Annotated in this window: 23 protein-coding genes; 14 read left to right on the top strand and 9 right to left on the bottom strand. The window is 45.0% G+C overall.

Annotated features, from left to right (window positions below):
* Nucleotides 1–101 precede the first annotated feature (101 nt).
* Nucleotides 102–2,759 carry an ATP-binding protein gene (locus tag L1D44_RS11190; RefSeq protein ID WP_239890647.1) on the bottom strand — a complete coding sequence of 886 codons (2,658 nt, stop codon included), beginning with the start codon at nt 2,757–2,759 and terminating at the stop codon, nt 102–104.
* Nucleotides 2,760–2,860: 101 nt separating this feature from the next.
* Between L1D44_RS11190 and L1D44_RS11185 the strand changes: the two genes are divergently transcribed.
* Nucleotides 2,861–3,358: a hypothetical protein gene (locus L1D44_RS11185; RefSeq protein WP_239890645.1), complete on the top strand. Its 498-nt coding sequence runs from the start codon at nt 2,861–2,863 to the stop codon at nt 3,356–3,358.
* A 2-nt stretch (nt 3,359–3,360) separates the two neighbouring features.
* A complete protein-coding gene (locus L1D44_RS11180; protein ID WP_239890643.1) occupies nt 3,361–4,401 on the top strand; it encodes a porin in 1,041 nt (346 codons plus the stop codon).
* Nucleotides 4,402–4,434: 33 nt separating this feature from the next.
* Here L1D44_RS11180 and L1D44_RS11175 read toward each other — a convergent pair whose 3' ends face one another.
* The 6 genes from L1D44_RS11175 to L1D44_RS11150 form a co-directional block, all read right to left on the bottom strand.
* Nucleotides 4,435–4,761 carry an Hpt domain-containing protein gene (locus L1D44_RS11175; protein ID WP_239890641.1) on the bottom strand — a complete coding sequence of 109 codons (327 nt, stop codon included), beginning with the start codon at nt 4,759–4,761 and terminating at the stop codon, nt 4,435–4,437.
* A gap of 93 nt (nt 4,762–4,854) precedes the next feature.
* Nucleotides 4,855–5,298 carry an ATP-binding protein gene (locus L1D44_RS11170; RefSeq protein WP_239890639.1) on the bottom strand — a complete coding sequence of 148 codons (444 nt, stop codon included), beginning with the start codon at nt 5,296–5,298 and terminating at the stop codon, nt 4,855–4,857.
* A gap of 11 nt (nt 5,299–5,309) precedes the next feature.
* Entirely contained in the window at nt 5,310–5,576 is a 267-nt protein-coding gene (locus tag L1D44_RS11165) for a sugar phosphate nucleotidyltransferase (RefSeq protein ID WP_239890638.1), read from the bottom strand.
* 12 nt (nt 5,577–5,588) lie between these two features.
* On the bottom strand, nt 5,589–5,921 hold the full coding sequence (locus L1D44_RS11160) for an STAS domain-containing protein (protein WP_239890636.1): 333 nt from the start codon (nt 5,919–5,921) through the stop codon (nt 5,589–5,591).
* Between the two features lie 13 nt (nt 5,922–5,934).
* Nucleotides 5,935–7,137: a fused response regulator/phosphatase gene (locus L1D44_RS11155; protein ID WP_239890634.1), complete on the bottom strand. Its 1,203-nt coding sequence runs from the start codon at nt 7,135–7,137 to the stop codon at nt 5,935–5,937.
* A 213-nt stretch (nt 7,138–7,350) separates the two neighbouring features.
* On the bottom strand, nt 7,351–7,746 hold the full coding sequence (locus L1D44_RS11150) for a nitrous oxide-stimulated promoter family protein (RefSeq protein WP_239890632.1): 396 nt from the start codon (nt 7,744–7,746) through the stop codon (nt 7,351–7,353).
* Between the two features lie 471 nt (nt 7,747–8,217).
* On the opposite strand from L1D44_RS11150, the gene L1D44_RS11145 reads away from it, so the two are divergent.
* From L1D44_RS11145 to L1D44_RS11105, 9 genes are all read left to right on the top strand, one after another.
* Complete coding sequence (locus L1D44_RS11145) at nt 8,218–10,866, top strand: TonB-dependent receptor (RefSeq protein WP_239890630.1); 2,649 nt, start codon at nt 8,218–8,220, stop codon at nt 10,864–10,866.
* 127 nt (nt 10,867–10,993) lie between these two features.
* Entirely contained in the window at nt 10,994–13,030 is a 2,037-nt protein-coding gene (locus tag L1D44_RS11140) for an EAL domain-containing protein (protein WP_239890628.1), read from the top strand.
* Nucleotides 13,031–13,212: 182 nt separating this feature from the next.
* Nucleotides 13,213–14,061, top strand: a complete 849-nt coding sequence (locus L1D44_RS11135; protein WP_239890626.1) for a hypothetical protein — start codon at nt 13,213–13,215, stop codon at nt 14,059–14,061.
* A gap of 121 nt (nt 14,062–14,182) precedes the next feature.
* On the top strand, nt 14,183–14,473 hold the full coding sequence (locus L1D44_RS11130) for a hypothetical protein (protein WP_239890624.1): 291 nt from the start codon (nt 14,183–14,185) through the stop codon (nt 14,471–14,473).
* 1 nt (nt 14,474) lies between these two features.
* Nucleotides 14,475–15,926, top strand: coding sequence for a YdiU family protein (locus L1D44_RS11125; RefSeq protein ID WP_239890672.1), 1,452 nt, complete (start codon nt 14,475–14,477; stop codon nt 15,924–15,926).
* Nucleotides 15,927–15,974: 48 nt separating this feature from the next.
* Nucleotides 15,975–16,268 (top strand): DUF3630 family protein, encoded by a 294-nt coding sequence (locus L1D44_RS11120; protein ID WP_239890623.1) that lies wholly within the window; start codon nt 15,975–15,977, stop codon nt 16,266–16,268.
* Nucleotides 16,269–16,352: 84 nt separating this feature from the next.
* Entirely contained in the window at nt 16,353–17,381 is a 1,029-nt protein-coding gene (locus tag L1D44_RS11115) for a serine/threonine protein kinase (RefSeq protein WP_239890621.1), read from the top strand.
* A 125-nt stretch (nt 17,382–17,506) separates the two neighbouring features.
* Nucleotides 17,507–18,118, top strand: coding sequence for a thiol:disulfide interchange protein DsbA/DsbL (locus L1D44_RS11110; protein ID WP_239890620.1), 612 nt, complete (start codon nt 17,507–17,509; stop codon nt 18,116–18,118).
* 379 nt (nt 18,119–18,497) lie between these two features.
* The gene (locus L1D44_RS11105; protein ID WP_239890619.1) at nt 18,498–18,710 is read left to right on the top strand and encodes a DUF1107 domain-containing protein; all 213 of its coding nucleotides are present in this window, start codon (nt 18,498–18,500) and stop codon (nt 18,708–18,710) included.
* 14 nt (nt 18,711–18,724) lie between these two features.
* Here L1D44_RS11105 and zapB read toward each other — a convergent pair whose 3' ends face one another.
* Nucleotides 18,725–18,928, bottom strand: coding sequence for a cell division protein ZapB (zapB, locus tag L1D44_RS11100; protein WP_202723258.1), 204 nt, complete (start codon nt 18,926–18,928; stop codon nt 18,725–18,727).
* A gap of 180 nt (nt 18,929–19,108) precedes the next feature.
* On the opposite strand from zapB, the gene L1D44_RS11095 reads away from it, so the two are divergent.
* Nucleotides 19,109–20,578, top strand: coding sequence for a Na+/H+ antiporter NhaC family protein (locus L1D44_RS11095; protein ID WP_239890617.1), 1,470 nt, complete (start codon nt 19,109–19,111; stop codon nt 20,576–20,578).
* Nucleotides 20,579–20,673: 95 nt separating this feature from the next.
* On the opposite strand, the gene L1D44_RS11090 is transcribed toward L1D44_RS11095, so the two are convergent.
* On the bottom strand, nt 20,674–21,294 hold the full coding sequence (locus tag L1D44_RS11090; protein ID WP_202723256.1) for an outer membrane beta-barrel protein: 621 nt from the start codon (nt 21,292–21,294) through the stop codon (nt 20,674–20,676).
* 202 nt (nt 21,295–21,496) lie between these two features.
* Between L1D44_RS11090 and L1D44_RS11085 the strand changes: the two genes are divergently transcribed.
* Entirely contained in the window at nt 21,497–22,879 is a 1,383-nt protein-coding gene (locus tag L1D44_RS11085; RefSeq protein ID WP_345773634.1) for an alpha/beta hydrolase, read from the top strand.
* Between the two features lie 256 nt (nt 22,880–23,135).
* Complete coding sequence (locus L1D44_RS11080; protein WP_239890615.1) at nt 23,136–24,047, top strand: virulence protein; 912 nt, start codon at nt 23,136–23,138, stop codon at nt 24,045–24,047.
* Nucleotides 24,048–24,069 lie beyond the last annotated feature (22 nt).

Below are 24,069 nucleotides of genomic sequence, written 5' to 3'. Positions count from 1 at the left end.
TCAGGTTATAAGTGAAAAAGAATAATTGTTTAACGTCAGCAGTAGCGAAGGGCTTGCTGGCGGAGGCGGTGACATCGACATCGACATCGATGGCGACAAGCTTAACTGGCAAGCTTGGAGACGGATCTAAGTTTGTGCAGCAAGGCTTCTTTTTTGAACGGTTTTGCAAGGTAGTCATCCATGCCTGATTGATAGCACCTTTCAATATCTTGATCGAGCACGCTGGCGGTTAGCGCTATGATAGGCAGTCTAGGCTGGGAATGTAGCCTCTCCCATTCTCGAATTTTTTCCGTTGCAGTAAAGCCGTCCATAACGGGCATCATGCAGTCCATTAAAATGGCGTGAAAAGCCTCCCCTGAACTGATGAAATCTAACGCCTCTTGGCCGTTATTGGCGATAATACAATCGAAACCCGCCTGTTTAACAAGTAATGATGCCACTTTTTGGTTTACTAAGTTGTCTTCGACTATCAGTACCACAACCTTCATTGTTTCAGGCTCTTCTGTGAGCTTGTGATGATTGTTGACACTGTTTGAGTCTTGTTTCTGTCGTAATTTTCGATTCTCTAGCCCATTGTGGACTGCATTTTTAAAGCGGTTGCCTAGTAAGGGGAGGGTTACTGTCGCATCGATATTATCTAAATCTCGCTTCTCAGTTGGCGTATTGAGGGCAATTGTAGAAATATCCCTCTGCCTTAGCAGCCCTGGCAAGGCCACAATGCTGTCTCTGGTCGAAGACAAACTGTCAATAAACAGCAGATCAAATGTTTGATTTTCCTGTAACAGATCGAAGCAGGAACGATAGTGAAAGTTGAGATTAAAGCCTTGTTGCTGACATTCTCTATCAAGTCGCTCACTGAGCTCTGAGTTACTAGAAATAAGCGCAGCAGTTAAACCTTCGAACTGGCTTGATACAGGTTTTTCCTGAGTGATAATTGCAGTTCTGAGTTTAATGGAGAAGCAGGAACCTTTTCCTTTGTCTGAGATTAAGCTGATCTCTCCACCCATTAATGTGATGAGTTGCTTACAAATCGCAAGGCCAAGCCCTGTGCCGCCAAACTCTCTAGTTGTTGTGTTATCTTCTTGAGTGAATGGAGAGAATATATGTTGCTGTTTCTCTTTTACAATACCGATACCGCTATCGTGCACACTAATGAGTAGGTCGCAATAGCCTGCAGCATTGCAACAGGATATGACCACCTTAACCCCTCCTTTATGGGTAAATTTCACCGCGTTAGAGAGTAAGTTGACCAGTACCTGCTTCATACGGTGTTCATCGAGAGAGATAAGGTATGGGGTATCGTTATCTATCTCGACTTCTAATGTCAGGTTTTTCTCGGCGATCTTTGCCACTACTATGGTTAAGGTATCGTAAACTAACTCGGTAATGTCGGCGTCGGTATTAGCGATAGAGAGGTTACCTGACTCAATCTTAGATAGATCGAGTATGTCATTGATCAGAATGAGTAACGTTTGGGAAGAGGTCTCGATGGTTTGCAGGTACTCACTCTGAGTTGGCGTTAGCTTTGTGCCCGTCATAATATCGGACATGCCAATAATGCCGTTAAGCGGGGTGCGGATCTCATGAGACATATTAGCCAAAAAGGAACTCTTCGCCTGATTGGCTTTTTCAGCTTCCTGTTTCGCTTGTAATATTTTGAGTTCATTCTGACTACGCTCATTGATGAGCTTGTTGAGCGTTTTAGAAAATAGGCTTAACTCATCGTTACCCTCTTCGCTAACTTTGTAGGAATAGTCGTGAGTCTCTTCGATGTGTGACATGGTGCTAATCACATGGCTTAGGTAGTTGATTATGCGTCGGTATAGGTTGGCACCTATGATGGCGATGATGACTAGAGAGACAACCAGGGCTACGCAAAATAGCCAAATTAGATTTTTTGACTGGGCGATCTCGCCATGAATGTTGCTGCTGAGTTTAGTGGAAAAACTACTCACAACATATTGGATTAAATCGAGTCGCTGGTTGAAGGCTGCCAAACTGATATTGGGAGTGTTGGCTAAAGTTTGCTTATTTAAAATATGACTTCTTAATTGATAACTCTGCTCGAATGCTTTATCTGAAAAAGTACTGAGTAAGAGCGAGACCTGTTCAGGTTTGGCGTTAATATCTATAAAGCGCTCCACGTAAAGTTGTTGGCGCTCTGTGATGGAGTTTAACTGGCTCAGCAGTTCACTATCATCGCGGTCTTGCAGTAATAGATTGATTAACCATTTCTCTTCTGTCGACCATAAAGACAGCCATTGCAGTTGGTATAATATTTCAAGCTGTTGATTTATATCATAGTTGAATCCAGAGCTGTCTTTCTCTAGGCTGTTTATTGCTTGAACCTGTAGCTCATTAAACCAAGTCGACCAGTCTGCGAGCTCATCAGCATTCACTTCTGCCAATTCTTTTAAGGCGTTATTGGTGTTAGTTACCCAAGACTCCATCTCTATTCTGTTGTTGGCGGTGAATGTTTGAGGTAGTTGCTGCGATATTCTGCTGAGCGAAGAGGCTAAGGGAGCGAGCGTCACCTTAGTGTTGTGTTTGAATAACTGCTCCCTTGCTTGATTGGTAAGCTTGTTTAGTTGGGATAGAGACTCGAGAAAGCTGACTTTACTGTTTAGGGTATTTAAAGCCTGAACATTCTCTCTTTGTTTTTTAACCTCTAATGCCGATAAAAAAGAGGCAAAAATGAGCGGTAATAGCACCAAGGCTAACATCCGTATTTTTATTGAAGCATGATTGAATATGCTCATTTCTACTCCATGAATTGAACAAGTTATCGCCGTTCTTGTAGTTTAACTTAGCCTTGACTATATTCAGCATAGTATAAAACTATCTAGGATTGAGGGTTTTAATGTTTAAGGGATTAAACGTGCGAGTTAGGCCTATCTATTTTCAGCTCTTAATAGCGTTACTGCTTTGCTGTATCTCTTTATCCCTCCAAGCTGTAGAAGTCATCGATGATGAAAACGACGATGTTGAGTTTGCTATTTTTAGCCTTAATGATGACTTACCCCCTTTGAGTAAGAGCAAGGCGAGAATGCTTTATCGTGGTAAGAGTAAGAAAATATCGGGCAGCTTGAAAATTGTCCTAGTAGACCTTCCTGAAACATCCATTCATAGAGAAGAATTTTATAAGATGCTACTCGGCAAATCTGTTTCGCAGATGAACGGCTATTGGGCGGGGCTTGCATTTTCGGGAAGAGGCTCCCCGCCTGATGAGCTTGACAGTGATGACATTAAACAGATTTTAAAATGGCTTAATGATAACCCTAACGGCATCGCTTATGCGCCTATCGAATCAGTGCCTGAAGAAGTCAATATCTTGATAACCGTGCCTCAGGGAGAGTAGTCATGTTATGTCGCCGAACATGCTTTATCGCATTATCTTTAATTATATTTCTACCTATCGCACAGGCGAGTATTGAGCTTACTGATAACATTTCTCTCAGTGGATTTGGTTCGACCGCTATCAGTAAGACAGATAATCGTACTCCGCTGTTTATTAGTCGGGAGATCACCGATGATACCTGTTATGACTGTGACACTATATTTGGTTTGCAGCTGGATGTAGATCTACTTGATAGCTTAAGTGCGTCAGGGCAGGTGGTTAAGCGTACCCAAGATGAGTGGAGCGATCCTGAGCTTGAGTGGGCCTATCTTTCATATGAGTTTGATGATTTTGAGGTGAGAGCGGGTCGCTTGCGTTTGCCCTTGTTTCTCGTCTCCGAATACTATTATGTTGGCCAAGCCTATCCTTGGAGCCGACCTCCTCAGGAGGTGTATGACAGCATTTTAGGTTTTACATTTTATGATGGTCTGTCTGTTTCTTGGGATTATGATATTTCCGATGAACTCCTGTTAACCGTGTCGCCCTATTACGGTTTTGATAGGGTGAATAAGGTGGAGTTGGGAGAGAGTTTACTGACATTTGATACCGAATATATGGTGGGGATCTATGTAGACTTAGTCGGGTTTAACTATCGAATCCATAGCGGCTTTATGCAGGCCAAATATAGGCAGCAACCTTCGATTGAGCAGGAAAAACTGGATATTTATACTCTGGGGGCCGAGTACAGTTATGAGTCTTGGCTATGGATGGCGGAGGTGGAGTTCGACAGATTACAAACCAACTGGTATGCCTCGGCGATCTATGCCTTTGATGACTTATCTCCTTATTTAACCTACGGCGAAAGTCATCAGCTACGCAAATCTAAGGCCGTGACGGCAGGGGTTAGATATGATGCGACTTCGAGCATTTCATTCAATCTAGAGTACCAGATGATCTTCTCTCAAGAGGAGGGTAACCGGGCTCAGTTTGTCACATCACCGCAGGTTTACGCTGAAAGCCCTGACGTAGATTTAGTTACCCTTGCCGTAAACTTTGTATTTTGATCACATGGGGGGAATAACGGGTTAGCAAGGCGATTATTGTAATAGCGCTTGGATCTGTTGGTTAATATTGCGGATTTCATCACAAAGATTATTAATTGCTGTCTCATCGGGAATGCAGCCTGTTTGCGAACTAGACTCGACAATTTGTGCCAAGCTTACCGCGTCTTGAGCACAGAGATTACTGAACATACCTTTCAACTCATGAGTGATCTGAAATAAGCCATCGATATCCTCTGTGTTATATCTTTGCTTAATAATGCTGTCACTCTGGCCATACTCCTCGATATAGAGGTTGAGTAGCATATTTAGCACTGAATCGTCGCCGTCACAGAGCGCCGTTAATTCATCTATTTTAATCATTAAGCTCTCCTTTGATTATTAATCTAGCCATTTAAAGTGAGCACTCGCTTGCTGCCTAGGGTGTCTTTTTCTGTTCGTGGGGCAAGTGTCACTTTACCTTGTTTGTCGCTGCAGTTTGAAGGTGTTTCGATTCTCGTTTGAGTTGTACTCTATCTTGTCAGAAAGCTGCTGAATGATTTTCAGTCCTCTGCGGCTTTGTAACCAAGTATTGGGCTCGGTCGACAATGGTTCAATAAAGTCCATCTTAGGGAGATCTTTAAGGATACTGAGCGGCATCGAATCGCCGTAGTCTGAGACCTCAATAATCAATTCTCTTGTGTTATTTAGATAAGAGGTGATCTCAAACTTGGCGCCTTCAAGGTTTGAGTAGGCATGCTCAAAGACGTTGTTGACGATTTCGACTAGGCATAGCTCCATCTGTCCGATAACCGTAACATCTAAGCCTAGCGATTGCCAAAAAGGAAGAATATCGGAGGCCACAGTGCGAGATGCCTGCAAACAGCTAGAGTATTGTTTATGAAACTTCCTCGTATTCACGTCACTTCTCCCTATTTTGCTTGCTCTAATGGTGTCAAAGTATCGTGGGGGATAGGTGTCGACATATAGATCTTATCCATACTAGCAATGCTGCTTAGGGGGCGCGATACATTACGATTTTTTAGAATATGCACGTACTGGCAGTCCGCTATAAGCTGGGTATAGCCATAGTGGCCCATCATGGTTTTGCCTAAAATGGCTACCATAGGTTTTGGTATTGCATAGGAGATAGGTTTAATGGGCGTGCCTTTCCCTGTGGCGAGTATCATTCCTTTCATCACATAGTCCTTTTAAGTGGTGGGAGCTAGAGCATCTTCTATCGTAGGGTGACTTAATATCAGCTTATCTATTCGAGTCAGCTTGAGTAGGTCTAAGATGGGCTTTTGTGGATTCACGATACTAATCTTGGTGTTGGGCAGCATCTTGTAGGCGCCCATCACGGCTCCTAGCCCACTGCTATCCATAAAGCGAACGTCACCGAAATCCAGAACCAAATGTTCGCGGATATTACCTTGTATTTTTTCGAGTTCTTCACGAAAAGAGGGAGCTAGCTTAGCGTCAAACCTCGCCTCTTTTACTTGGATCACTGTGTATTGGCCTTTCTCTATAATGTCGAATTGCATACTGCTTCCTCGGTTAAGTTCCATTCCATTCAAATACTAATAAGCTGATGTCATCATCAAATTGTGTCGTGCCAGACCAGCTCTTGAGTACTTCCACTATGGTATCGGTTTGTTTGTTTACAGGCTGCTCGGTTAACTCTTGAACCAGTCGCTTTAAACCTTGTTCAGAATATTGCTGGCTGTCGCTGGATTCGGCTTCAGTGATGCCGTCAGAGTAGAGATATATGCGGTCGCCACTATTGAGTTGTACCTGTTCAGTTTGGTAATCGGCGAAGTCGAACATGCCTGCCACATAGCTCTCCTGTTGAATGAAGTGACATTGTCGTAGCTGTTTTTGTAGCCAGATCATCGGCGGGTGCCCCGCGAAGGCATAGTTTAATAGCCCGCTTTTAGTATTAAGCACTGCATAAACCATAGTGAAATAGAGGTCATTACTATCTTGGTTGATATAACTCCGGTTGAGTCTAGCTAATACTTCACTTGGATCCCTGAGGCTATAAAAGGGATCGGTGTCTTTTCTACGCTTTACATTGGAGTTGCTGGCGGAGTTGGAGCTGATACTTTGTTGGATGGCGAAAGACATTAATGCCGATGTGACCCCGTGCCCTGACACATCAAACAGGTAGATGGCGATATGATCTTCATCTAGCTGCATACAACCTAGCATATCGCCCCCTATCTGGGCGCTAGGAATATGAGTGTAGTGTAGCTCAACGCCATGGAAAGACGTTTGGCTAGGGAGCATACGGTGGATCAATAAGTTGGCTGACTCTAGATCTTCCTTAATGGTGGCATAGGCGCGGTCGAGTTCAGTATTTTTGGTTATAAGCTGGTTGTGTAGTTCTAGATTTCTGAGCCCCGCCTTTAGGCGAGCATCGAGTTCGTTAATATTGGTATCTTTGGCGACAAAGTCATCGGCTCCGGCATTAATCCCTTCGACTATAGATTCTTTGTCATCACGGCCTGAGAGTAAAACGAAAAATATATAGCGACCATATTCGGGAGATTTTAAGCGATAACAAAGCTCGATACCGTTTAAGCCGGGCATCATCCAATCACTGAGAACTAGCTGGATAGAGGGGTGCTTATCGAGTTGAGCAAGAGCATCGATACCATTAAAGGCAGTAATGACTCGGTAGCCCCGTGAAGATAGCATTTTAGTCATCAGCAGCTGCATGACCTTATTGTCTTCGACGAGTAGGATTTCTTTGATCAAATTTTCAGCCTCCATGCCGTATTCGTTACTTAGCGAAATTAGACGTCCAGCTTTGAATAAGTCCTTTTACTTTTCAAAAGTCTAGTAGTGAATTTCAAATACACAAGCAAGTTACAGATCTGGAGTTGAACTGATCAGCGTTATAGAAGCTGATTTTTATCTAGCGGGATATTTATCCCGTCCAAGGCCGACTTTGAGCTTGGACGAGACAGATTAATTCTTTATGGAAGCTTTCATGCGCTGGTGGCGATTAGAACTTGCCTCGGGTGGCTTACCAGGAGCGGGATGACGTTCAGATAGTAGATGACGAATAGCCATTATTGGGTGAGGTAATAGCATTCTTGGGCCAGCAAAGATCATTATTTCTCGAGCCTTGGCTTTCATATGGGGTTTGTAGCAATGCACAGGGCATTTATTACAGGTTGGCTTTTCCTGACCGTAGGGGCATCTGTCTAGTCGAGTATGAGCATATTCGATAAAGCTTTTACACTCTTCGCAAGGGTGAGAGTCAGACTCTTTATGGTGAGCCTTACAGTAGATCTTCACCATCGCTGAAATTGTCTGAAACTCTCTGAGAAGTTTGCCGCTGAGCAGTTGTTCAAATGCCATGAGATACCTTAGTAACTTACTGGGTTATTTCCATAATAAGTGGGTTATCTTTTAGTGACAAAATATAAGGGCGAAAGTTTGAAGGTGTGCACAAAATAGTGCTTATCGACTCAGTCGCTTTAATTGTTACTGAATAGGTTCAAATTTTAATACTTCAGGTGAAATTAGTCTTCAGCATAACAAATTACGCTTGTCAGATTGATTGGTGCTGACTTAAAATCCGCCGCAGCGTGCAACGGTGAAACTTTACCCATTCAACGAGCTATTGGGGACTCCCTCTTCTCTTCATATCTGTGGTACCTAACGCTAAAGATAGACACAAAACTAACTTCCAATGCCACTTTTCAAAAGTAGCTTGTAAGCCAGCAACAAACACAATGACTCGTTTAATTTCGCAGCCAACTTGGTCGTCTCTCCAGGGGGGCGCAAAACTGAGCGCCAAAGCTAAACCATATGTGGCATCACAAGTAGATGATAGATATTAAGACAAGTTCCATATTGAAGATAAGTGGAATAAGACTGCCTGATTTTAAAACCTGTTTTCTAGCGAGCAAACTTGCTTTGTTATTGAGTTTCGCAGTGCCTGCTTCTGCAGAGATAACCTCGGAGCAAAATAACCTTATCACCGAGCAATCGATGGAAAGAATTGAAGTTCGTGGTATTCGGGCTTCAATGACGGCTTCTATCAATACAAAAAGATTTTCAGATGCGGTCGTGGATGCCGTTACGGCTGAGGATATTGGTAAATTTCCTGATAGCGATGTGGGGGAATCTCTCGGTCGCATTTCGGGGATTGCCGTTAACCGTCAATTTGGTCAAGGCCAGCAGGTTGCTATTCGAGGTGCATCAAATCAGCTGACAAGCACCTTACTAAATGGGCACACAGTGGCATCGACGGGTTGGTTCGATCAGCAAACAACCGATCGTAGCTTTAACTATTCGTTACTTCCGCCTGAGATGGTGGGGGATATTGAGGTTTATAAATCCTCACAAGCCGATATCGCGGAAGGCGGGGTCGGCGGAACCGTCATTATTAATACCCGCAAACCTTTCGATCTGGATGCCAACTCACTGTTTTTTAGCCACAAGCAAGACTACGGTACTATTTCTGAAGAGATCGATCCTGAGTTTTCAGGGCTATACAGCTGGAAAAATACTCAAGAAAGTATTGGCGTATTGCTTGCTTTTGCCGATGCGAGTACTCGATATCAGCGTAATGCCATCGAATCCAACATAGGCTGGGGTGAGATTGTTCCGACAACGTTCGAGCAGCAACGTGAACGCTCGGCGGTTAATGCAGCCCTGCAGTATCGCCCAACTGATAGCTTAGAGCTTGGCTTAAACATCATGCGTCTCGATATGCAGGCAAACAACGCGAATACTTCGCTATTTCTTATGTTTCCAGACGATAAAGAGGCTGCCTGTGAACAGTGGAATGATGCTGGAACCTGTATTTTCTATCGTCGTGATGCTAGCGATTCAAGCCCTGGTTGGGGACAAACTTGGATACGCGAAGCCAGCATGGATTCAAATACCCTAGATTTAGATTTTAAATATGAAACCGACAACTACACCTTAGAAGGCCTAGTGGGTAATACAAAATCTGACGGCGGAACCAATACTACGGCTAACTATGGATTCTGGCTTGGGCAGCCGAGCGACTTTGCAGGGACTTACGATGCCACGGGTGAGGTGATAAGCATCGATATCGCTAATAAGGTATTTGGGGCGGAGGACTTTAACGGTGCGCTCGCACCAGAAGCTTGGTCGCTGCGAAAACAGCCTAATTCCGATGAAGAAACCTACGTTAAATTTGATATCACAGTGCCTGTTGATATAGGTGCTATCACCGCGATAAAAACTGGGATCAGCTGGGCAAACCATGATGTAAAGCAGGAGTCTTTCGAGGGGATTGTTAATCCAGAGGTTGTTGCTAAAAATGCCTCGCACTATTACTCAGGTACGGTTTCATCTGGAGGGGGATTTACCCTGCCAAAACCCATTTTAGACGCCATGCTAAATGATGCTAAAGCGGCGGTAACGCACTTCAGTAGTGACGGGCAGGTGTACAAGTCAGGTTACGGTACGATTAATGAAGAAAACTTGGCTCTGTATTTGATGGCTAGCTTCTCGGTGGACCGCATTAGGGGGAATGTCGGGCTGCGTTATATTTCCACCGATGTCGATTCTGACTATTACCAGCTCAACTCAGATGGGACTTACGCCGATGATTTGAGTAGATCTAGTTCAAGTTATAGTGATTTATTACCCAGTTTCAATATCGCCTATGACGTATCTGAGGATGTGATTATTCGCGCTTCAGCATCTAAGGTAATTTCTCGCCCTAACTATGACGATATGTTTGCGGCCTCTGCACTATCAGGTTACGCCGATGGCGTTCCAGGTAACGAGGTGGTTGATAGAGGCAATATCGGCCTAAACCCCTTTAAGGCTGCGCAAGCGGATCTTGGCATTGAATGGTACTTCGCTCCAGAGGGGCTACTTTCTGCAACATACTTTATTAAGGATATCAGTTCGTTCATTACCTCCGAGCAACTGCTAGATCAAAGCATCGGCATTATAGATCCTGACTCGGGTGAGGATAGTTGGACTGTATCCACTAAGAAAAATGGTTCGGGGGGACTGATACAAGGTGTTGAATTACAGCTACAAAACGGTTTCGAAAATGGCTTAGGTTATGCCGCAAACTATACCTATGCCGACTCGAGTGCTCCTGCTGATTATTATCCAGATCAAGTCAGCGTGTTTTCCGATTCATCTAGACATACGGTTAACTTAGTTGGTTACTATGAAATGGATGAGTTCTCTGCGCGCTTAGCTTATAACTGGCGCAGTGAGTATATGATCCGCGAGCTTCCTGGATATTATGGTAATCGTCAGCATCAAGCCTATGGCACAGTCGATTTTAGCAGCACTTACAGCATAACTGAGCATCTCGCCATAACTTTCGAGATCATCAATTTATTTGAAGCAGACAGCGTTCAACTTGGTGTTGCACCGGACTCGGCTGAGGTTAAGCCTGAGCTGAAAGGCGATTACCCAGTATTTAGTGCCGAAGGTGAAGCCCGTTATAAATTAGGCGTTGGAGTTCGGTTTTAATGGGTAAACAAACAACGGCTATTTAGGTGGTTTGTTCACTTTGCGGTATCAGCAGATTTAAACGTGACAATACATTTCAAATGAAATATCTTACGCAACTTTTTTTTGGAGCCCAAGGCTTTTACTCATGATGCTACGCTATGTCTCTGCCAGAGTTTCAAATTGGAGCCAGCGATCTAAACTTTATTTATCAGATCTTGCTGCAATTGCTTTATTGCTATTGCCGATAACTCTTGCTAATTCGCTAGCCATGCTTTTAGGGCATGCATTCAGAGTGATGGAGATAAATTATGCTTCAGAGCTACTGTTTTATATCTCCAACATCTTAATTAATCTCTACCCAACAGCCTTCTGTGTTGTTGCGAGTTATTATCTTTCACAAAAAACTAATGCATCGAGTGCGATTTTTATTATCTATGCCTTAGTGCTTTTTTATATTCTTTCGATAGGGCATTTAGATCTCTCAACCAGCTATACATTGCCAAATAACCCCTTATTGGCGTTGCTGAGTGCGGTTATAACTTATCTATATTACCTGTATTTCCCTATTCGTCTTTTAGATCCCAACTCGTTTGAGTTTGCTTCAAGATTAATGAAATACATAGTTCATATCTTTTGTTTCTCAATTTTAGCCTTAGTGCTGTCACAACTTGTGGCACATACAGGTAGTTATCTTGAGGCCATAGTCGCATCGACGGGACTAGACCCGCTTACTTTCACTGGCGGCTTGATATATCAAACGTTTCTTGGTTTTTTGGGCGCGGTGGGGATCAATGGACACAATATGCTGTTTGCGATTAAGCAGCAGATCTATGCCGATACCTTAGCTAATATTGAGGCTTGGCGTGCTGGAGAGGCCTCGATAAATGTTATTAGTCAGGGGTTCTACGATGCATTTTTGTCTATGGGCGGCTCAGGAAACTGCATAAGCTTGTTACTCTGTGTGCTTATTTTTAGTCGAAGATACAATCACAAAATGCTGGCTATAGTCGCCATACCTATGGTGATGTTTAATATTAATGAGGTTTTGTTATTTGGTCTGCCGGTATTATTTAACCCAATACTGATCATTCCGTTTATTTTAGTGCCGCTCGTCAGTTTCGTTATCGTATACGCCAGTATCGCATTAGGAGTGGTATCTCCTGTAGTCACTATTGTTAACTGGATGACCCCCCCCATTTTTAGCGGCTATTTTGCAATGGGAGAGCAGTTAGATGGGGCGATCTTGCAAATCGTTGTCATCGTTATCGGTATTTTTATCTATCGACCTTTTTATCTTGCTTATGTTGGTAAACACCTAATATCGGTCGATCCAAATACTCGTTATGCCGCTGCGGAAGGTTCGATTTTTAAGCACGTGCTGCGAAGCGTGAGAAACTCAACCCATGACAGCATTACAAAGTCATTGGCGCAGAAACGTATGGCGAAGATTTTAAGGCAGGGCAAGCTTGTCATGTTTTATCAAAAAGTTCAGTCAATTCAGAGTAAAGAACAGTACAACTATGAAGCACTAATTCGCTATGTTGATGACAAAGGAGCACTATGCTCTCCAGAGTTTATCTTAGATTTCCAGTTACTCGAGGCGATGCCATTACTGGATAAGCTGGTCATTGAACTAGTATTAACTGATATGCAGAAAATGGATCTGCCTGTTGGTGGGCGTGTCGCTATTAACGTATCGGTTGCTTCCATCGAACAAGCAGACTTTGTCGAGCATCTGTTAGCACGGTTAGCTCATTACTCTATTTGCCCATCAAAGATAGAAATAGAGATCACAGAGGAGGCGATATTAAGCGACAAAGTGTTCTTAACTCGGGTCATGACGGAGCTTCAGGAAAAAAATATTGCTATCACAATGGATGATTTTGGCTCCGGATATGCGTCATTTCCTCACTTGCTTAAGTATCCGTTCAATAAAGTAAAAATAGACAGGTCTTTGTTGTTAGATGCGACCACAAATAAGGGAAAAGAGATCTATAAACTGGTGGCTAAATTGGGAGATGTCGCAAATTGTAAAGTCGTTGCTGAAGGCGTGGAAACACAACAAGAGTATGAATTTATAGAAAGTTGTGGCGTTGATTTGGTCCAAGGCTATTACCTAGCAAAGCCTTTACCTCTTGAAGAGTTATCAGCTTCTAATGCTGTTAAAAGTTTAATCGCTTAGCATTATGAATGCTTTTAAACACTCAAAAAATACGAATATTTTTGATACCCGATTAAAAAAGAGATATAAATACTTGATTTTAAGAGAGAGAATGCATTACTAATAATGTTTGATTTTTACTCATTCGTGTCGCTATATAAGCGTATGACGGATGTGTTCGTGGCCAACCTATGGTGGAAACAATGAAAGAAATAGCCATTATACTGCTGATTGTAATAGGTGTTTATCTCTATAGACGCACTCAAAAGGCGGCACAAGCAGAGAAAGAACAAGCAGCTAAGCAGTCAGAAGAGGTACAAGATGTGCCTGAGACGCAGATCAAAGATATCACCCCAGAAGCAACCGAGGAGGTCTCTACCCCTACGGTCGAAGGTGTGAGTTTTGAGCCTAAGGTTGATCAAGAAAAAGTCGTTGCTGAAGTTGTTGCGAAGCCAGAGCCAGAGCCAGAGCCAGAGCCAGAGCCAGAGCCAGAGCCAGAAGTGAAACCTGAGGCTGCCGCTAAAGCCGAGCCCGTTGTTGAGCCTCAGCCTATAGAAGAGCCTCAGACAGAAGTTCAGCCTAAGCCTTTAGCTGAGCGAGAACCAGAGGCCGAACCTGAGCCTAAGCAAGAAGCTAAGACTGAAGCTGTCGATCTATCATGGGCCAGCCCCAAGCTAGCTAAGGCCGTTAACGAATTTGATCAAGCTAGCGATGCCCCTGCGCAACACCTAGCGATTTCAGCGGCAATTGCCGAGTGCTATAAGCAGCGTAAGCAAACTGAATATGTACAATATGGTGCAACGCTTTCTCAAAGCTATCTAGAGGTGTTTGCGGCCTATGTTAAGGGTCTTAAGGCCGAAAACCCAGACGCCGAAGTGAAGGGAACCGCAATGATGCACTTGTCGACCCTGCTTAATGATAATGGCGAGTTCGACGGCGCTATATCAATTTGTAAGACAGCTATTGAGTATGGCCTGACCGATGGCACAGTGACTGGCTTCGAAGGGCGAATTACCCGTATCGACAAAGCGAAGGCAAAAGCCAATAAATAGCGTTAACAGTTAAAGGCAATCGATCACTAAGCTGTGTAGAATAAGTATAGTGGTTATCGAAGAGGCGAAACCCAGAGTTGAATTTTGGGCTTCGCCTTTTTTATTTAGTAGGAAGTGTTATATGAGTTTTCGTTCGTTATGTTTGTTCGGGGTGGCATCAATCGGCTTGGTTGCTTGTACTCAATCTCCCGAGTGGACGCTATTGTATTATCCCGATAGTCAAACCCAGCCAAGTGTTGAGCAGTCTGCCAGCTTTATTAGCGGCTACTATGCAACGATCGAGCAGTGCCACTCAAAAGGACTAGGGCTTATCCGTCTAGGTGGCGATGTCGGTGGTCACTATGTCTGTGGTTATCAGTGTGAGGCCGATGGTCAGTCACTCAGCTGCCAAAATGTCATCTCCTCAAAATAGCATGCGATTTAAGCAAGACTTCTTCGAGCAGCTGGTTGGTTATTATTCCCAAGTGTTCCCTGTGGGGATTAGCAATCCACATTGGCTCGCCTGGAGTGACGATGCGGCAGGGGTAGTCGGTTTGACCCAACCCACAGATGAGTTGCTGCTGGGGTTGTCGGGTAACGCTCATATTGATGGCGCAAGCTACTATGCCCAGGTCTACAGTGGCCATCAGTTTGGTGGTTATTCACCGCAACTTGGCGATGGTCGCTCAATCATTCTAGGTGAGGCGCTAGGGCCACAAGGTGCTTGGGATGTCGCATTAAAAGGTGCTGGCCCCACGCCCTATTCACGCCACGGTGATGGCCGTGCGGTGATGCGCTCCGCCGTGCGTGAGTTTCTAATCTCAGAAGCCCTGCATCATCTGCATATTCCTACCACTCGGGCATTAGCGGTTATCGGTTCAGATCTTCCTGTATGGCGTGAGACTCAAGAGACGGCTGCAATTACAGTTCGACTCGCTAAGAGCCACATTCGCTTTGGTCATTTTGAGTTCTTTTGTCATAGCGAGCGTGGGACGCCTGTAAAACTTAAGCAATTACTGGATTTCACTCTGGCTCAGCATTACCCAGACTTAAGTTGTGATGCTGCGGGTTATAAAGCATGGTTTGCGCGAGTGGTGGCCGATACGGCTAAAATGATTGCTCACTGGCAGGCGATAGGCTTTGCTCATGGAGTGATGAATACCGATAATATGTCGATTCTCGGTGATACCTTTGATTTTGGCCCATTCGCTTTTTTAGATACCTTTAAAGAAGACTTCATCTGTAACCATTCCGATCCTGAGGGGCGCTATGCTTTCGGACAACAGCCGGGTATCGGTTTGTGGAATTTACAACGACTGGCGCAGGCGTTATCGCCCATTATCGCGTCCGACGATTTGATTGAGGCGTTAAATCAGTATCAAGTAGAGTTGGTTAAACATTATCTAGTGCTGATGCGCGCTAAGTTAGGCTTAATGGCTTGTGAAGCTGGAACCGAACAGGATGATCATGACTTGGCGCTCATTGGCGGCTTCACTAGTTTGATGGAGCGCAATCAGTTAGACCATACCAATACTTGGCGCAGGTTCGGCCAGTTAGATCCTAACTCAAGCCACAGTGCTTTACGGGATGACTTTGTCGATCCTAGCGCTTTCGATACTTGGTATCAGCTTTATCAAGCTAGACTGGGAAATGTTAAGGACGTCGAGCAATGGCAAGCGGCGCGTAATCGCGTCAATCCGAAATATATTTTGCGCAATTATTTAGCCCAAGAGGCGATAATTGGCGTAGAGGAAGGCAACTTAGCACCGCTGCAGCAACTGCAACGAGTACTACAAAACCCCTTCGATGAGCAGCCTAACTTTGACGATTTGGCCAAGCGTCCACCGGATTGGGGACAAGGCTTAATCATGTCTTGTAGTAGTTAACTGGCAGATGAGTGTTTGTCGATAGCAAAGAATAATAAGAGTAAAAGAATGCAATTAACTTCGATAAAATTAGACCGAGAAACCTTAAGCTTAGCGGTACAGGCTGATATCGATTTTGAGCAGTTTGAACTGTTTGCCGAGCCCTTTGCCAAAGCGCTCGATTGTCGGGTAGTAGAGAAGCAATGGGGGGCCGATCGTCATCAGTGGTTGCTGGAGTTTGAAGGCACTCACCTACAGCTACACTATGAGTTTTATGGCGATATCTGTTGGTTATCCACCGACAGAGAAGATGAATATGACGTCCTAGTTTATCTTGCTGAGCTGATGAAGCCTTACCTGTAATAACCAGCGCGGATAAGCAGAATCAATTTTTGAGTTTGAACCTTGGCCCTCTCTTCGGTGGCCTTCGCAATTGAGCATAATGAAATGAATATCGATCCACCTAAAGCGGCAATGGAGCAAGACGCAAGCTCGGCTTTTCACTATCAAGCCTTGACGCCTGATCTCATTTTAACCGCCATTGAAACGTTAGGGATCTATCCTGAAACGGGCCTGTTAGCACTTAATAGCTATGAGAACCGTGTTTATCAGTTCCGCTGCGATCGGGGCCAACGTTATGTGGTGAAGTTTTATCGGCCAGAGCGCTGGACGAATGCACAAATTCAGGAGGAGCATGACTTCTCAGCTGCGCTTGCGGAGCAGGAGGTACCCATTGCGACACCTGTGATTATCGATGGTAAGTCGTTACATGAATACCAAGGCTTTAGGTTTGCACTTTTTCCTTCCATAGGCGGGCGTGCTTTTGAGGTTGATAATCTTGATCAGCTTGAGCAGGTGGGGCGTTTTATCGGTCGCATCCATCAATACTCTGGGCAGGCCGACTTTAAATATCGTGACGTGATGTCACCTAAATTGCTGGGCGAGGAGTCATTAAGCTGGCTTAAGTCATCGGGACACATTCCAGCGAGTCTTGAGCTGCCGTACTTTACCGTGGTAGAGCAGATCTTAGAAAAAGCATCGTCGCTGTGGCTACCGGAGAGTCACCGCTCAATCAGGCTCCATGGGGATCTGCACCCAAGTAATATTTTGTGGACGCCAGAGGGCCCAGGCTTTGTCGATCTTGATGACGCCAAGATGGGACCTGCGGTGCAAGATATCTGGATGATGCTGGCTGGAGACAGGCCGCAGCAGCTGCTGCAACTAGAAGTCTTACTCGAAGGCTACGAGGAGTTCTGTGAGTTCGATAGTCGTGAGCTGAAACTAATAGAGCCACTTAGAGCGATGCGAATGCTGCATTACAACGCTTGGCTCAGTCGCCGCTGGGGCGATCCGGCGTTTCCGATGAGCTTCCCTTGGTTTGCTGAGGATAAATATTGGGAGCAGCAAATTTTAGCCTTTAAAGAGCAATTAGCGGCGTTGGATGAGCCCCCATTAAGCTTAATTCCTCAGTATTAAAATCACTGAAGGCACTTATTTTGTAACAGTAAAATGAACTTTTGCGCTTGAGGTCAACTCCAAAGCACATTATGTTATATCCAAATTATTAGCGTGATGCACGATTTGCATCGAGGGGAAGTTAGATGAAAAAAGCTTTATTAGTTGCATTTGCACTATTGATGGCGCCTATGGCTGCAATGGCGGCTCAATACGAAGAAGGCGTACATTACACCGTTATTAACGAAGGCCCAGGTACGGCTAAGCCAGAGATTGCTGAGTTCTTCTCTTTCTACTGCCCACACTGCTACACCTTTGCTAAAGAGCAGGTGCCTAAGATCAAAGCGACACTTCCTGATGGGGTAACGTTTAAGCAAAACCACGTTGAGTTTATCGGTCGTGAGATGGGCGTAGAGATGTCTCGCGCGTTTGCTATCGCACACCAGTTAAAGATTGAAGAGAAGATGGAGCATGCGCTGTTCTCTGCTATTCAAGATAAGAAACAGCACTTCACCAGTCTTGACGATATCAAGGCGCTTTTCGTTGTTAACGGTGTAGATCCTAAGGCATTCGACGCGGCAGCTAAGTCATTTATGGTTAACGCACAGATGTCTAAGATGAAGCGTGATACTGAAAATGCCAAGATTGCAGGCGTACCAGCATTGGTGGTTAATGGTAAGTACCGCGTTGAGACGGGGGCTATCAAGTCTTACCAAGAACTACTGGATATCGCTTATTACCTAGCAACGCAGAAGTAATCTATAGCGATAGCTAAAAAAGGAGCCTATAGGCTCCTTTTTTGTGTCTGGAACACTTATGCCAAGGCCCATGGACGGGTAGCCTTGGTATTTGTACACGGAAGTACTTATCCCTGAACGCAGGGATTGCGTAGGAAGGGAGTTGTGTCTGGCATCTTGTCATAGAGAGTTATGCGCTGTTTTCTTGAAAGTTCAGGTTTGAAAAAAATAGCGATTGTCCATTTTAGTTATGCATTTGATTGCCATAGGGATTCTTCTTTTATGTGCAATTTGATTAAAACTTTTACATTTATTTGCTAAAAAAAATGCAACTCTCGTGGTACAAAACATGTCCAACAAAAATAAATAACAACAAGCGAAGCCGCTATCGGGAGGTATTATGAGAGTTTTTCCTGTCTATGCACCCAAACTGATTGTTAAACACGCGCGAATTTTTTTGTCTGGGGTGATCTGGGTTAAAGATCTAGGTCGACTAGAGTTTGATAAGGGGAGGTTTTTACTGCCAAGAAAAAGCCTGCCTAAAGTTAAGCAGGCTATTTTAGAGCTCAATGAGTTAATTGAGTCTCAGAATAACGAGATGCAAACTGCATAGCGTTTGATAATTTATTAGTTTACTTCTTCGTTGAGTAGACCAACTAGACCAGTCACTTTCTCATTCCAAGAGTTAAGTTCCTGCTGTAGCTGTTGGTTCTGCTCAGACAGACTGCTGCTAGTCTGCTTCTCTTCCTCAAGCTCCATTTTTAGTAGCTCGATAGTTTCCAGTGCGGCTTGGATTTTTGTTTCCAATTTCGATAATAGTTCTAGGCTCATGGCGAGTCCCTTTGATAGCGAGATGATAGCTCCGATTCTAGCAGCGACGCGGTATTGGTGAATAGTTAATTATGCTAAATGAAGAAAAAATAGCCGATAAATTTGTTAAAAATAGTTTTTTTTTGCACTTGTTGCTAAGTCGTTAGTATTCTTCTAATTATTTCTTATTGAATCGTGGCCATGACCAGCAATTTCCTCGTCCTCGTTCCGCTGCTGCTAACACTGACTTTGGCCCTTTTACTCCGCAAGACCTTAGTGGCCTTGGGCATTGGAATTGTCTCTGGTGCACTGATCTTATCGGATTTTAGTTTGGTTCAATCAGCCTCATATATGGCCGATCGTGCTTGGCTACAATTCTACCGTGATGGTCAATGGCAAGCTTGGCACTTGAATGTATTGGCGGCCATGATGCTGCTGGGGATGATGACCCAGCTGTTAGCGCGGGGAGGTGCGGTAAAGCAGTTTGCCGATTGGTTATATCACAGAATAAAGAGCGGCCGTCAGGCTCGGATAGGTATCGTGCTACTGGGGTGGGTAGTATTTATCGATGGCATCTTTAGCTGTTTGGCAGTCGGTCATGTTTGCCAGCCTCTTAGCCAGAGATACAAGGTGCCTCGGGAACAGATTGCCTATCTAGTCGACTCGAATGCTTCTCCGCTATGTGCGTTGTTGCCTTTCTCTAGCTGGGGACCCTATGTGATGGCCATTCTGGCGGGCATCAGTCTATTACCTCTCACGCCACTAGAGTCGTTTGTCGAAATGGCCAAGATAAACTTTTATGCGATAACTGTGGTGCTGCTTTCTTTGTTAATCGCTTGGTTTGGTATCGGCTTTCATTCTGATTTCGCTTTCGAGCAAAACAGTGAGGATGTCGATGCTGGCAACCCTTGGCTATTAGGCTTGCCTATGGCGACGCTACTTATAGCCTCTATCGGTTTGACCTTGTACTCTGGAGCCAGCAATGCACAGGGTGATAGCTTAAGTGATTGGATTGCTGCGGCCGATATCGGTACGGCAATGCGTAATGCCTGCTTGCTGGCAACCTTGTTGGCCATTTTTATGCTCAAGTTCGGTGGTCGTAGTGTGCGCTTGTTGTTGGGCGATCTGGCTTCTGGGGTGCGTAGTATCGGCTTCGCCATCGCGATTTTGCTATTTACTTGGATGATAGGCGCGGTGATTAGCGATCTCGGGGTTGCCAAGTTATTGGCTGGTTGGGCCGAGCTGTTTTTATCAAAACAGATGCTGGTCTCAGGCACATTTTTACTGTGCGCCATTATGGCTTTCACTACGGGATCGAGTTGGGGCACATTCGCCATTATGATCCCGATTGGCGCAGAAGTCGCCTTAACGGTCGAGCCTCAACTGTTATTACCCGCGTTGAGTGCGGTAATGGCCGGCTCCGTATTTGGCGATCATTGCTCCCCCATATCCGACACCAGTGTGATCAGCGCCACTAGCTCTGGCTGCGCGCCCCATGATCACGTCATCACCCAGTTGCCCTTTGCTATTATCGCCGCCTTGAGTTCACTCATCGGTTTCCAGTTGATTAACTTAGGTGTTGCCACACTCTTGGCATGGTTAGTGGTTATTGCAGCAGCAGTCACCATGTTGGCTGCTTACCATAAGCGTTATACTCGCACACACGGTTAGCCGAGCAATCGCTGCAGCGATAGAAGCAATAAAGCCGCCAACTCAATGAGTTGGCGGCTTTATTGTTTTAACCGTTTCTCTTAAAAGCGATTCGCTTAGAAGCGGTAGTCAACAGATAGGTAAAGCTGCTGGCTATCGTTTAGTGATGCGCTTTCTGAGCCAACAACAGCGCCGCTGTATGGTGTTGGGCCTGGTGCACTTACATCATAATCTTGCTTAAGGTAGCGGTAGCCAATTTCGGTGCTCACCTTGTCGTTAATCTTATACATTAGACCCGTTTGACCACCCCAGACGAAGCGGTTTTTTGAGTCTAGTGTGCTGGCTTCTGGGCTGATGTGGTTCATACCCGCAGTCGCACCAATAAACCAGTTAAGTTTGTTGCTGTCGCCTAGACCCACTAGGTAGTCATAAGACATTAAGAAGCTTTGCTGACGGCTAAAGTCATCTGAGTTGTAAGAGTACGTACCGTAAACACGGTTAGCATCATTTAGATAAACACCAGCTCTCACTTCATAGATAACGTTATTTTCGGTCTCTTTTAGATGCTGAGTCTGAGAGCCGCCCTCAATTGGGTTTTGTAGTTCAGGCTCGTAAGACCCTTTATAAGTGTTTTGCTGTGCGCCAACACCGCCACCAATGAACCAGTCTGCAGCCATAGTTGGTGCCGAGATTGCCGTTGCCATTACAGATGCTAAGATAAGTGATTTAGTTTTCATGCTGTGCTCCCACACTAGTAAAATTGTTTAGGTCTTGCGTTTCGTTGGAGACATCATAGGGGGGACTAGCTGAATAATAACTGAATGATATTAACGATCGCTGATGTTGAGTATTTTGCTATATAGATACTAAACACTATTTGCTAAGCTGTTGAAAGTTATTGATTAGGTGATTTGTACTATATAAATAAGTCGAAGCGATTTGTCATCAAATGGTAAGTTGCTCGCTGTCGAGGTGATGATGGAATTGGTCTTTGTTCATGGATGGAGTGTTACCAATACAGACACTTATGCTCAGCTGCCCCAAGCGATCGTTAAGCTGATGGATCCCGAGGTAGCCCTCTCTATTCGCCATATTCATCTAGGGCGCTATATTAGCTTCGATGATGAAGTTCGCTTGAGTGATATCGCCAAAGCCTTTAATGATGCGCGAGTCGATCTGCTTGGGGATAAGCCATTTGCAGTGATCACCCACTCCACTGGCGCACCTGTGATGCGTCAGTGGCTGCAGATGTTTTTCGGCGCAGACAAGATTAGCGACTGTCCACTAACGCACTTAATTATGCTTGCCCCGGCAAACCATGGCTCAGCGCTGGCTCAACTAGGTAAGTCGAGAGTGGGGCGCATTAACAGCTTTTTCTCAGGTGTTGAGCCGGGTCAGCGGATCTTGGATTGGTTAGAGCTTGGTAGCGATGGGCAGCATCAGCTAAACCTGCACTGGCTTAAAGAGTTTACCCTCGAAGGACCCTTGCCGTTTGTTTTAACGGGAGAGGCGATAGACAGCCAATTTTATGATTACCTCAATAGCTATACTGCAGAGAAAGGGTCTGACGGTGTGGTGAGGGTAGCCTCGGCGAACCTGAACTTTAGTCATCTGCTGTTAGAGCAAACGGCGCACTCCCGCACCAGCTTCGATGGCCGCAGGATCTCAGCACTGCAGTTAACTAACCACTCCACCCCTAGACAGCAAACCGCCTTCGAAGTGATCAATAATGCCAGCCATAGTGGAAACAGGAAGGGCATTATGGGCTCGGTGACAAGCAAAAACGCCGCGAAGAAACCAGTCGTGCAGCGCATCCTTCAATGCTTAAAGGTCACTGAGCCACTGCAATATCAAAGGCTGTGCCAGCAGATGGCAGAGAGTCATTCAGTTAAGCGCAAGCAGCGTACCTGTATGCTGGTGGTGCGAGTCATCGATGATACTGGGCTGGCAGTAGAGGATTTCGATATCATCTTGCTCTCGGGCGCCGAGTTCGTTCCCGGTCAGTTTGCTAAAGGTTTTATGCTGGATAAGCAGCGCAACCATAGCAATAACCACGTGGTTACCTTCTATTTCGATGCGAATAAGTTAGCCAAGGTGAGTGAGGGAAAGATAGGTCTTCGTGTCGATCCTAGGCCAAATAACGGCGTCTGTTATTACCGTAGTGGCGAGTTTCATTCCGGTGGGGAACAGGTGCAAGTGTTACTGCAAGCTGACCAAACCACCATGGTGGATATCGTGTTGCAGCGGCAGATCAGCCCTAAAACATTTACCTTAGTCGATTCGGAACATGGGGGGGATTTTTCCCATTTAGCCGACGATTAGCAGGTTCTTTCGCGCTGTGTTTGCGGAAAATTTTCTCAGGTTAACCTCTCGATTAGTCTTTAGTTGGCGAACAGGTTATGATCTTTTTTGAGTATTTACTCTAATTCGTGCTGTTGCCAGAGTCTGTTTCAGATTGAATTCAGCTTGGTGGGTAATAATTAACCATAAGTTATTTATCTCCTGCCAGTGTGTTCAGCGATAAACTCTCTTTAGATAGTCGACATCAAATCTTTTATTTTTAAGGTTCAATCTATACATGCTTAAAATTACATCTATTTTGACAGCACTTTCGCTGCTGTTTTTCTTGTCTCCTGTTCAGGCTGAATCGGAATTTGAATCTGAGTCGATCGAGCGAGAGCCGCAACAAGCACGTTACGATAGAACCTTTCCAATTTGGGCACAGGAAGCGATCGATTTAGGTCATGAGTTGCCAAAGCCATATGGCTTTACGTTGAACTACATGAGTATGGATCAGCCTCTCGTGGTCGACTCGGTAGGCTTCTCGGGGCTGGGTGGTTTAGATGACATTTTAAGCATCAAAGGCAGCAAGGCTAAACAGACCTCTGAAACCCTGACCCTAAGAGGCGATATGTGGGTGCTGCCCTTCTTAAACCTCTACGGTGTCATCGGTCATACCAAGGGCAGCAGTGTTGCAAACGTAAAATTAGAGGCTGACTTAACCGAGCTATTGCCACCACTTTATTGCAAGTTCAACCCTTGCACCGCTACCAGTCCGGCATTCGACTTTGTATTGGACTTTAAGGGCACCACCTATGGTGTGGGTGGCACGATCGTTGGGGGTATCGACAATTGGTTTGCCTTACTGGATGTGAACTACACCAACACGCGTCTGAATATTCTCGATGGTGAGATCAGCTCTATTGTGGTGTCGCCGCGTGTGGGCTATCGCACCAAGTACAACAATCATGACGTGCAACTCTGGGTTGGTGCCATGTACCAAAACGTGGAGCAGACCTTCAGCGGCTATCTACGGGATATCGGTATTCCAGTTGGTAATGCCAAGTTTGAGGTCAATCAGCACCTTGAAGATAAGTGGAACGGTCTCATTGGTAGTCAGGTTGGGATCACCAAGAATATTGATCTGTTAATGGAGTTCGGTGTCGGTACCCGTAACAGCTTCATGATGGGGCTAGGATACAGATTTTAACTGACAACTTATACAGAATCTT

The sequence above is a fragment of the Shewanella sp. Isolate13 genome (assembly GCF_022398325.1).
Taxonomy (GTDB): domain Bacteria; phylum Pseudomonadota; class Gammaproteobacteria; order Enterobacterales; family Shewanellaceae; genus Shewanella.
Note: the sequence above shows the minus strand (reverse complement) of the source record. Positions and strands in the feature narration are given on the sequence as shown.

Excerpts from the sequence above, each read along its gene's own strand:
- L1D44_RS11190 (WP_239890647.1), bottom strand. The coding sequence starts at position 2,759 with ATGAGCATATTCAATCATGCTTCAATAAAAATACGGATGTTAGCCTTG.
- L1D44_RS11185 (WP_239890645.1), top strand. The coding sequence starts at position 2,861 with ATGTTTAAGGGATTAAACGTGCGAGTTAGGCCTATCTATTTTCAGCTC.
- L1D44_RS11180 (WP_239890643.1), top strand. The coding sequence starts at position 3,361 with ATGTTATGTCGCCGAACATGCTTTATCGCATTATCTTTAATTATATTT.
- L1D44_RS11175 (WP_239890641.1), bottom strand. The coding sequence starts at position 4,761 with ATGATTAAAATAGATGAATTAACGGCGCTCTGTGACGGCGACGATTCA.
- L1D44_RS11165 (WP_239890638.1), bottom strand. The coding sequence starts at position 5,576 with ATGAAAGGAATGATACTCGCCACAGGGAAAGGCACGCCCATTAAACCT.
- L1D44_RS11160 (WP_239890636.1), bottom strand. The coding sequence starts at position 5,921 with ATGCAATTCGACATTATAGAGAAAGGCCAATACACAGTGATCCAAGTA.
- L1D44_RS11150 (WP_239890632.1), bottom strand. The coding sequence starts at position 7,746 with ATGGCATTTGAACAACTGCTCAGCGGCAAACTTCTCAGAGAGTTTCAG.
- L1D44_RS11145 (WP_239890630.1), top strand. The coding sequence starts at position 8,218 with ATGATAGATATTAAGACAAGTTCCATATTGAAGATAAGTGGAATAAGA.
- L1D44_RS11140 (WP_239890628.1), top strand. The coding sequence starts at position 10,994 with ATGATGCTACGCTATGTCTCTGCCAGAGTTTCAAATTGGAGCCAGCGA.
- L1D44_RS11135 (WP_239890626.1), top strand. The coding sequence starts at position 13,213 with ATGAAAGAAATAGCCATTATACTGCTGATTGTAATAGGTGTTTATCTC.
- L1D44_RS11130 (WP_239890624.1), top strand. The coding sequence starts at position 14,183 with ATGAGTTTTCGTTCGTTATGTTTGTTCGGGGTGGCATCAATCGGCTTG.
- L1D44_RS11125 (WP_239890672.1), top strand. The coding sequence starts at position 14,475 with ATGCGATTTAAGCAAGACTTCTTCGAGCAGCTGGTTGGTTATTATTCC.
- L1D44_RS11120 (WP_239890623.1), top strand. The coding sequence starts at position 15,975 with ATGCAATTAACTTCGATAAAATTAGACCGAGAAACCTTAAGCTTAGCG.
- L1D44_RS11115 (WP_239890621.1), top strand. The coding sequence starts at position 16,353 with ATGAATATCGATCCACCTAAAGCGGCAATGGAGCAAGACGCAAGCTCG.
- L1D44_RS11110 (WP_239890620.1), top strand. The coding sequence starts at position 17,507 with ATGAAAAAAGCTTTATTAGTTGCATTTGCACTATTGATGGCGCCTATG.
- L1D44_RS11105 (WP_239890619.1), top strand. The coding sequence starts at position 18,498 with ATGAGAGTTTTTCCTGTCTATGCACCCAAACTGATTGTTAAACACGCG.
- zapB (WP_202723258.1), bottom strand. The coding sequence starts at position 18,928 with ATGAGCCTAGAACTATTATCGAAATTGGAAACAAAAATCCAAGCCGCA.
- L1D44_RS11095 (WP_239890617.1), top strand. The coding sequence starts at position 19,109 with ATGACCAGCAATTTCCTCGTCCTCGTTCCGCTGCTGCTAACACTGACT.
- L1D44_RS11090 (WP_202723256.1), bottom strand. The coding sequence starts at position 21,294 with ATGAAAACTAAATCACTTATCTTAGCATCTGTAATGGCAACGGCAATC.
- L1D44_RS11080 (WP_239890615.1), top strand. The coding sequence starts at position 23,136 with ATGCTTAAAATTACATCTATTTTGACAGCACTTTCGCTGCTGTTTTTC.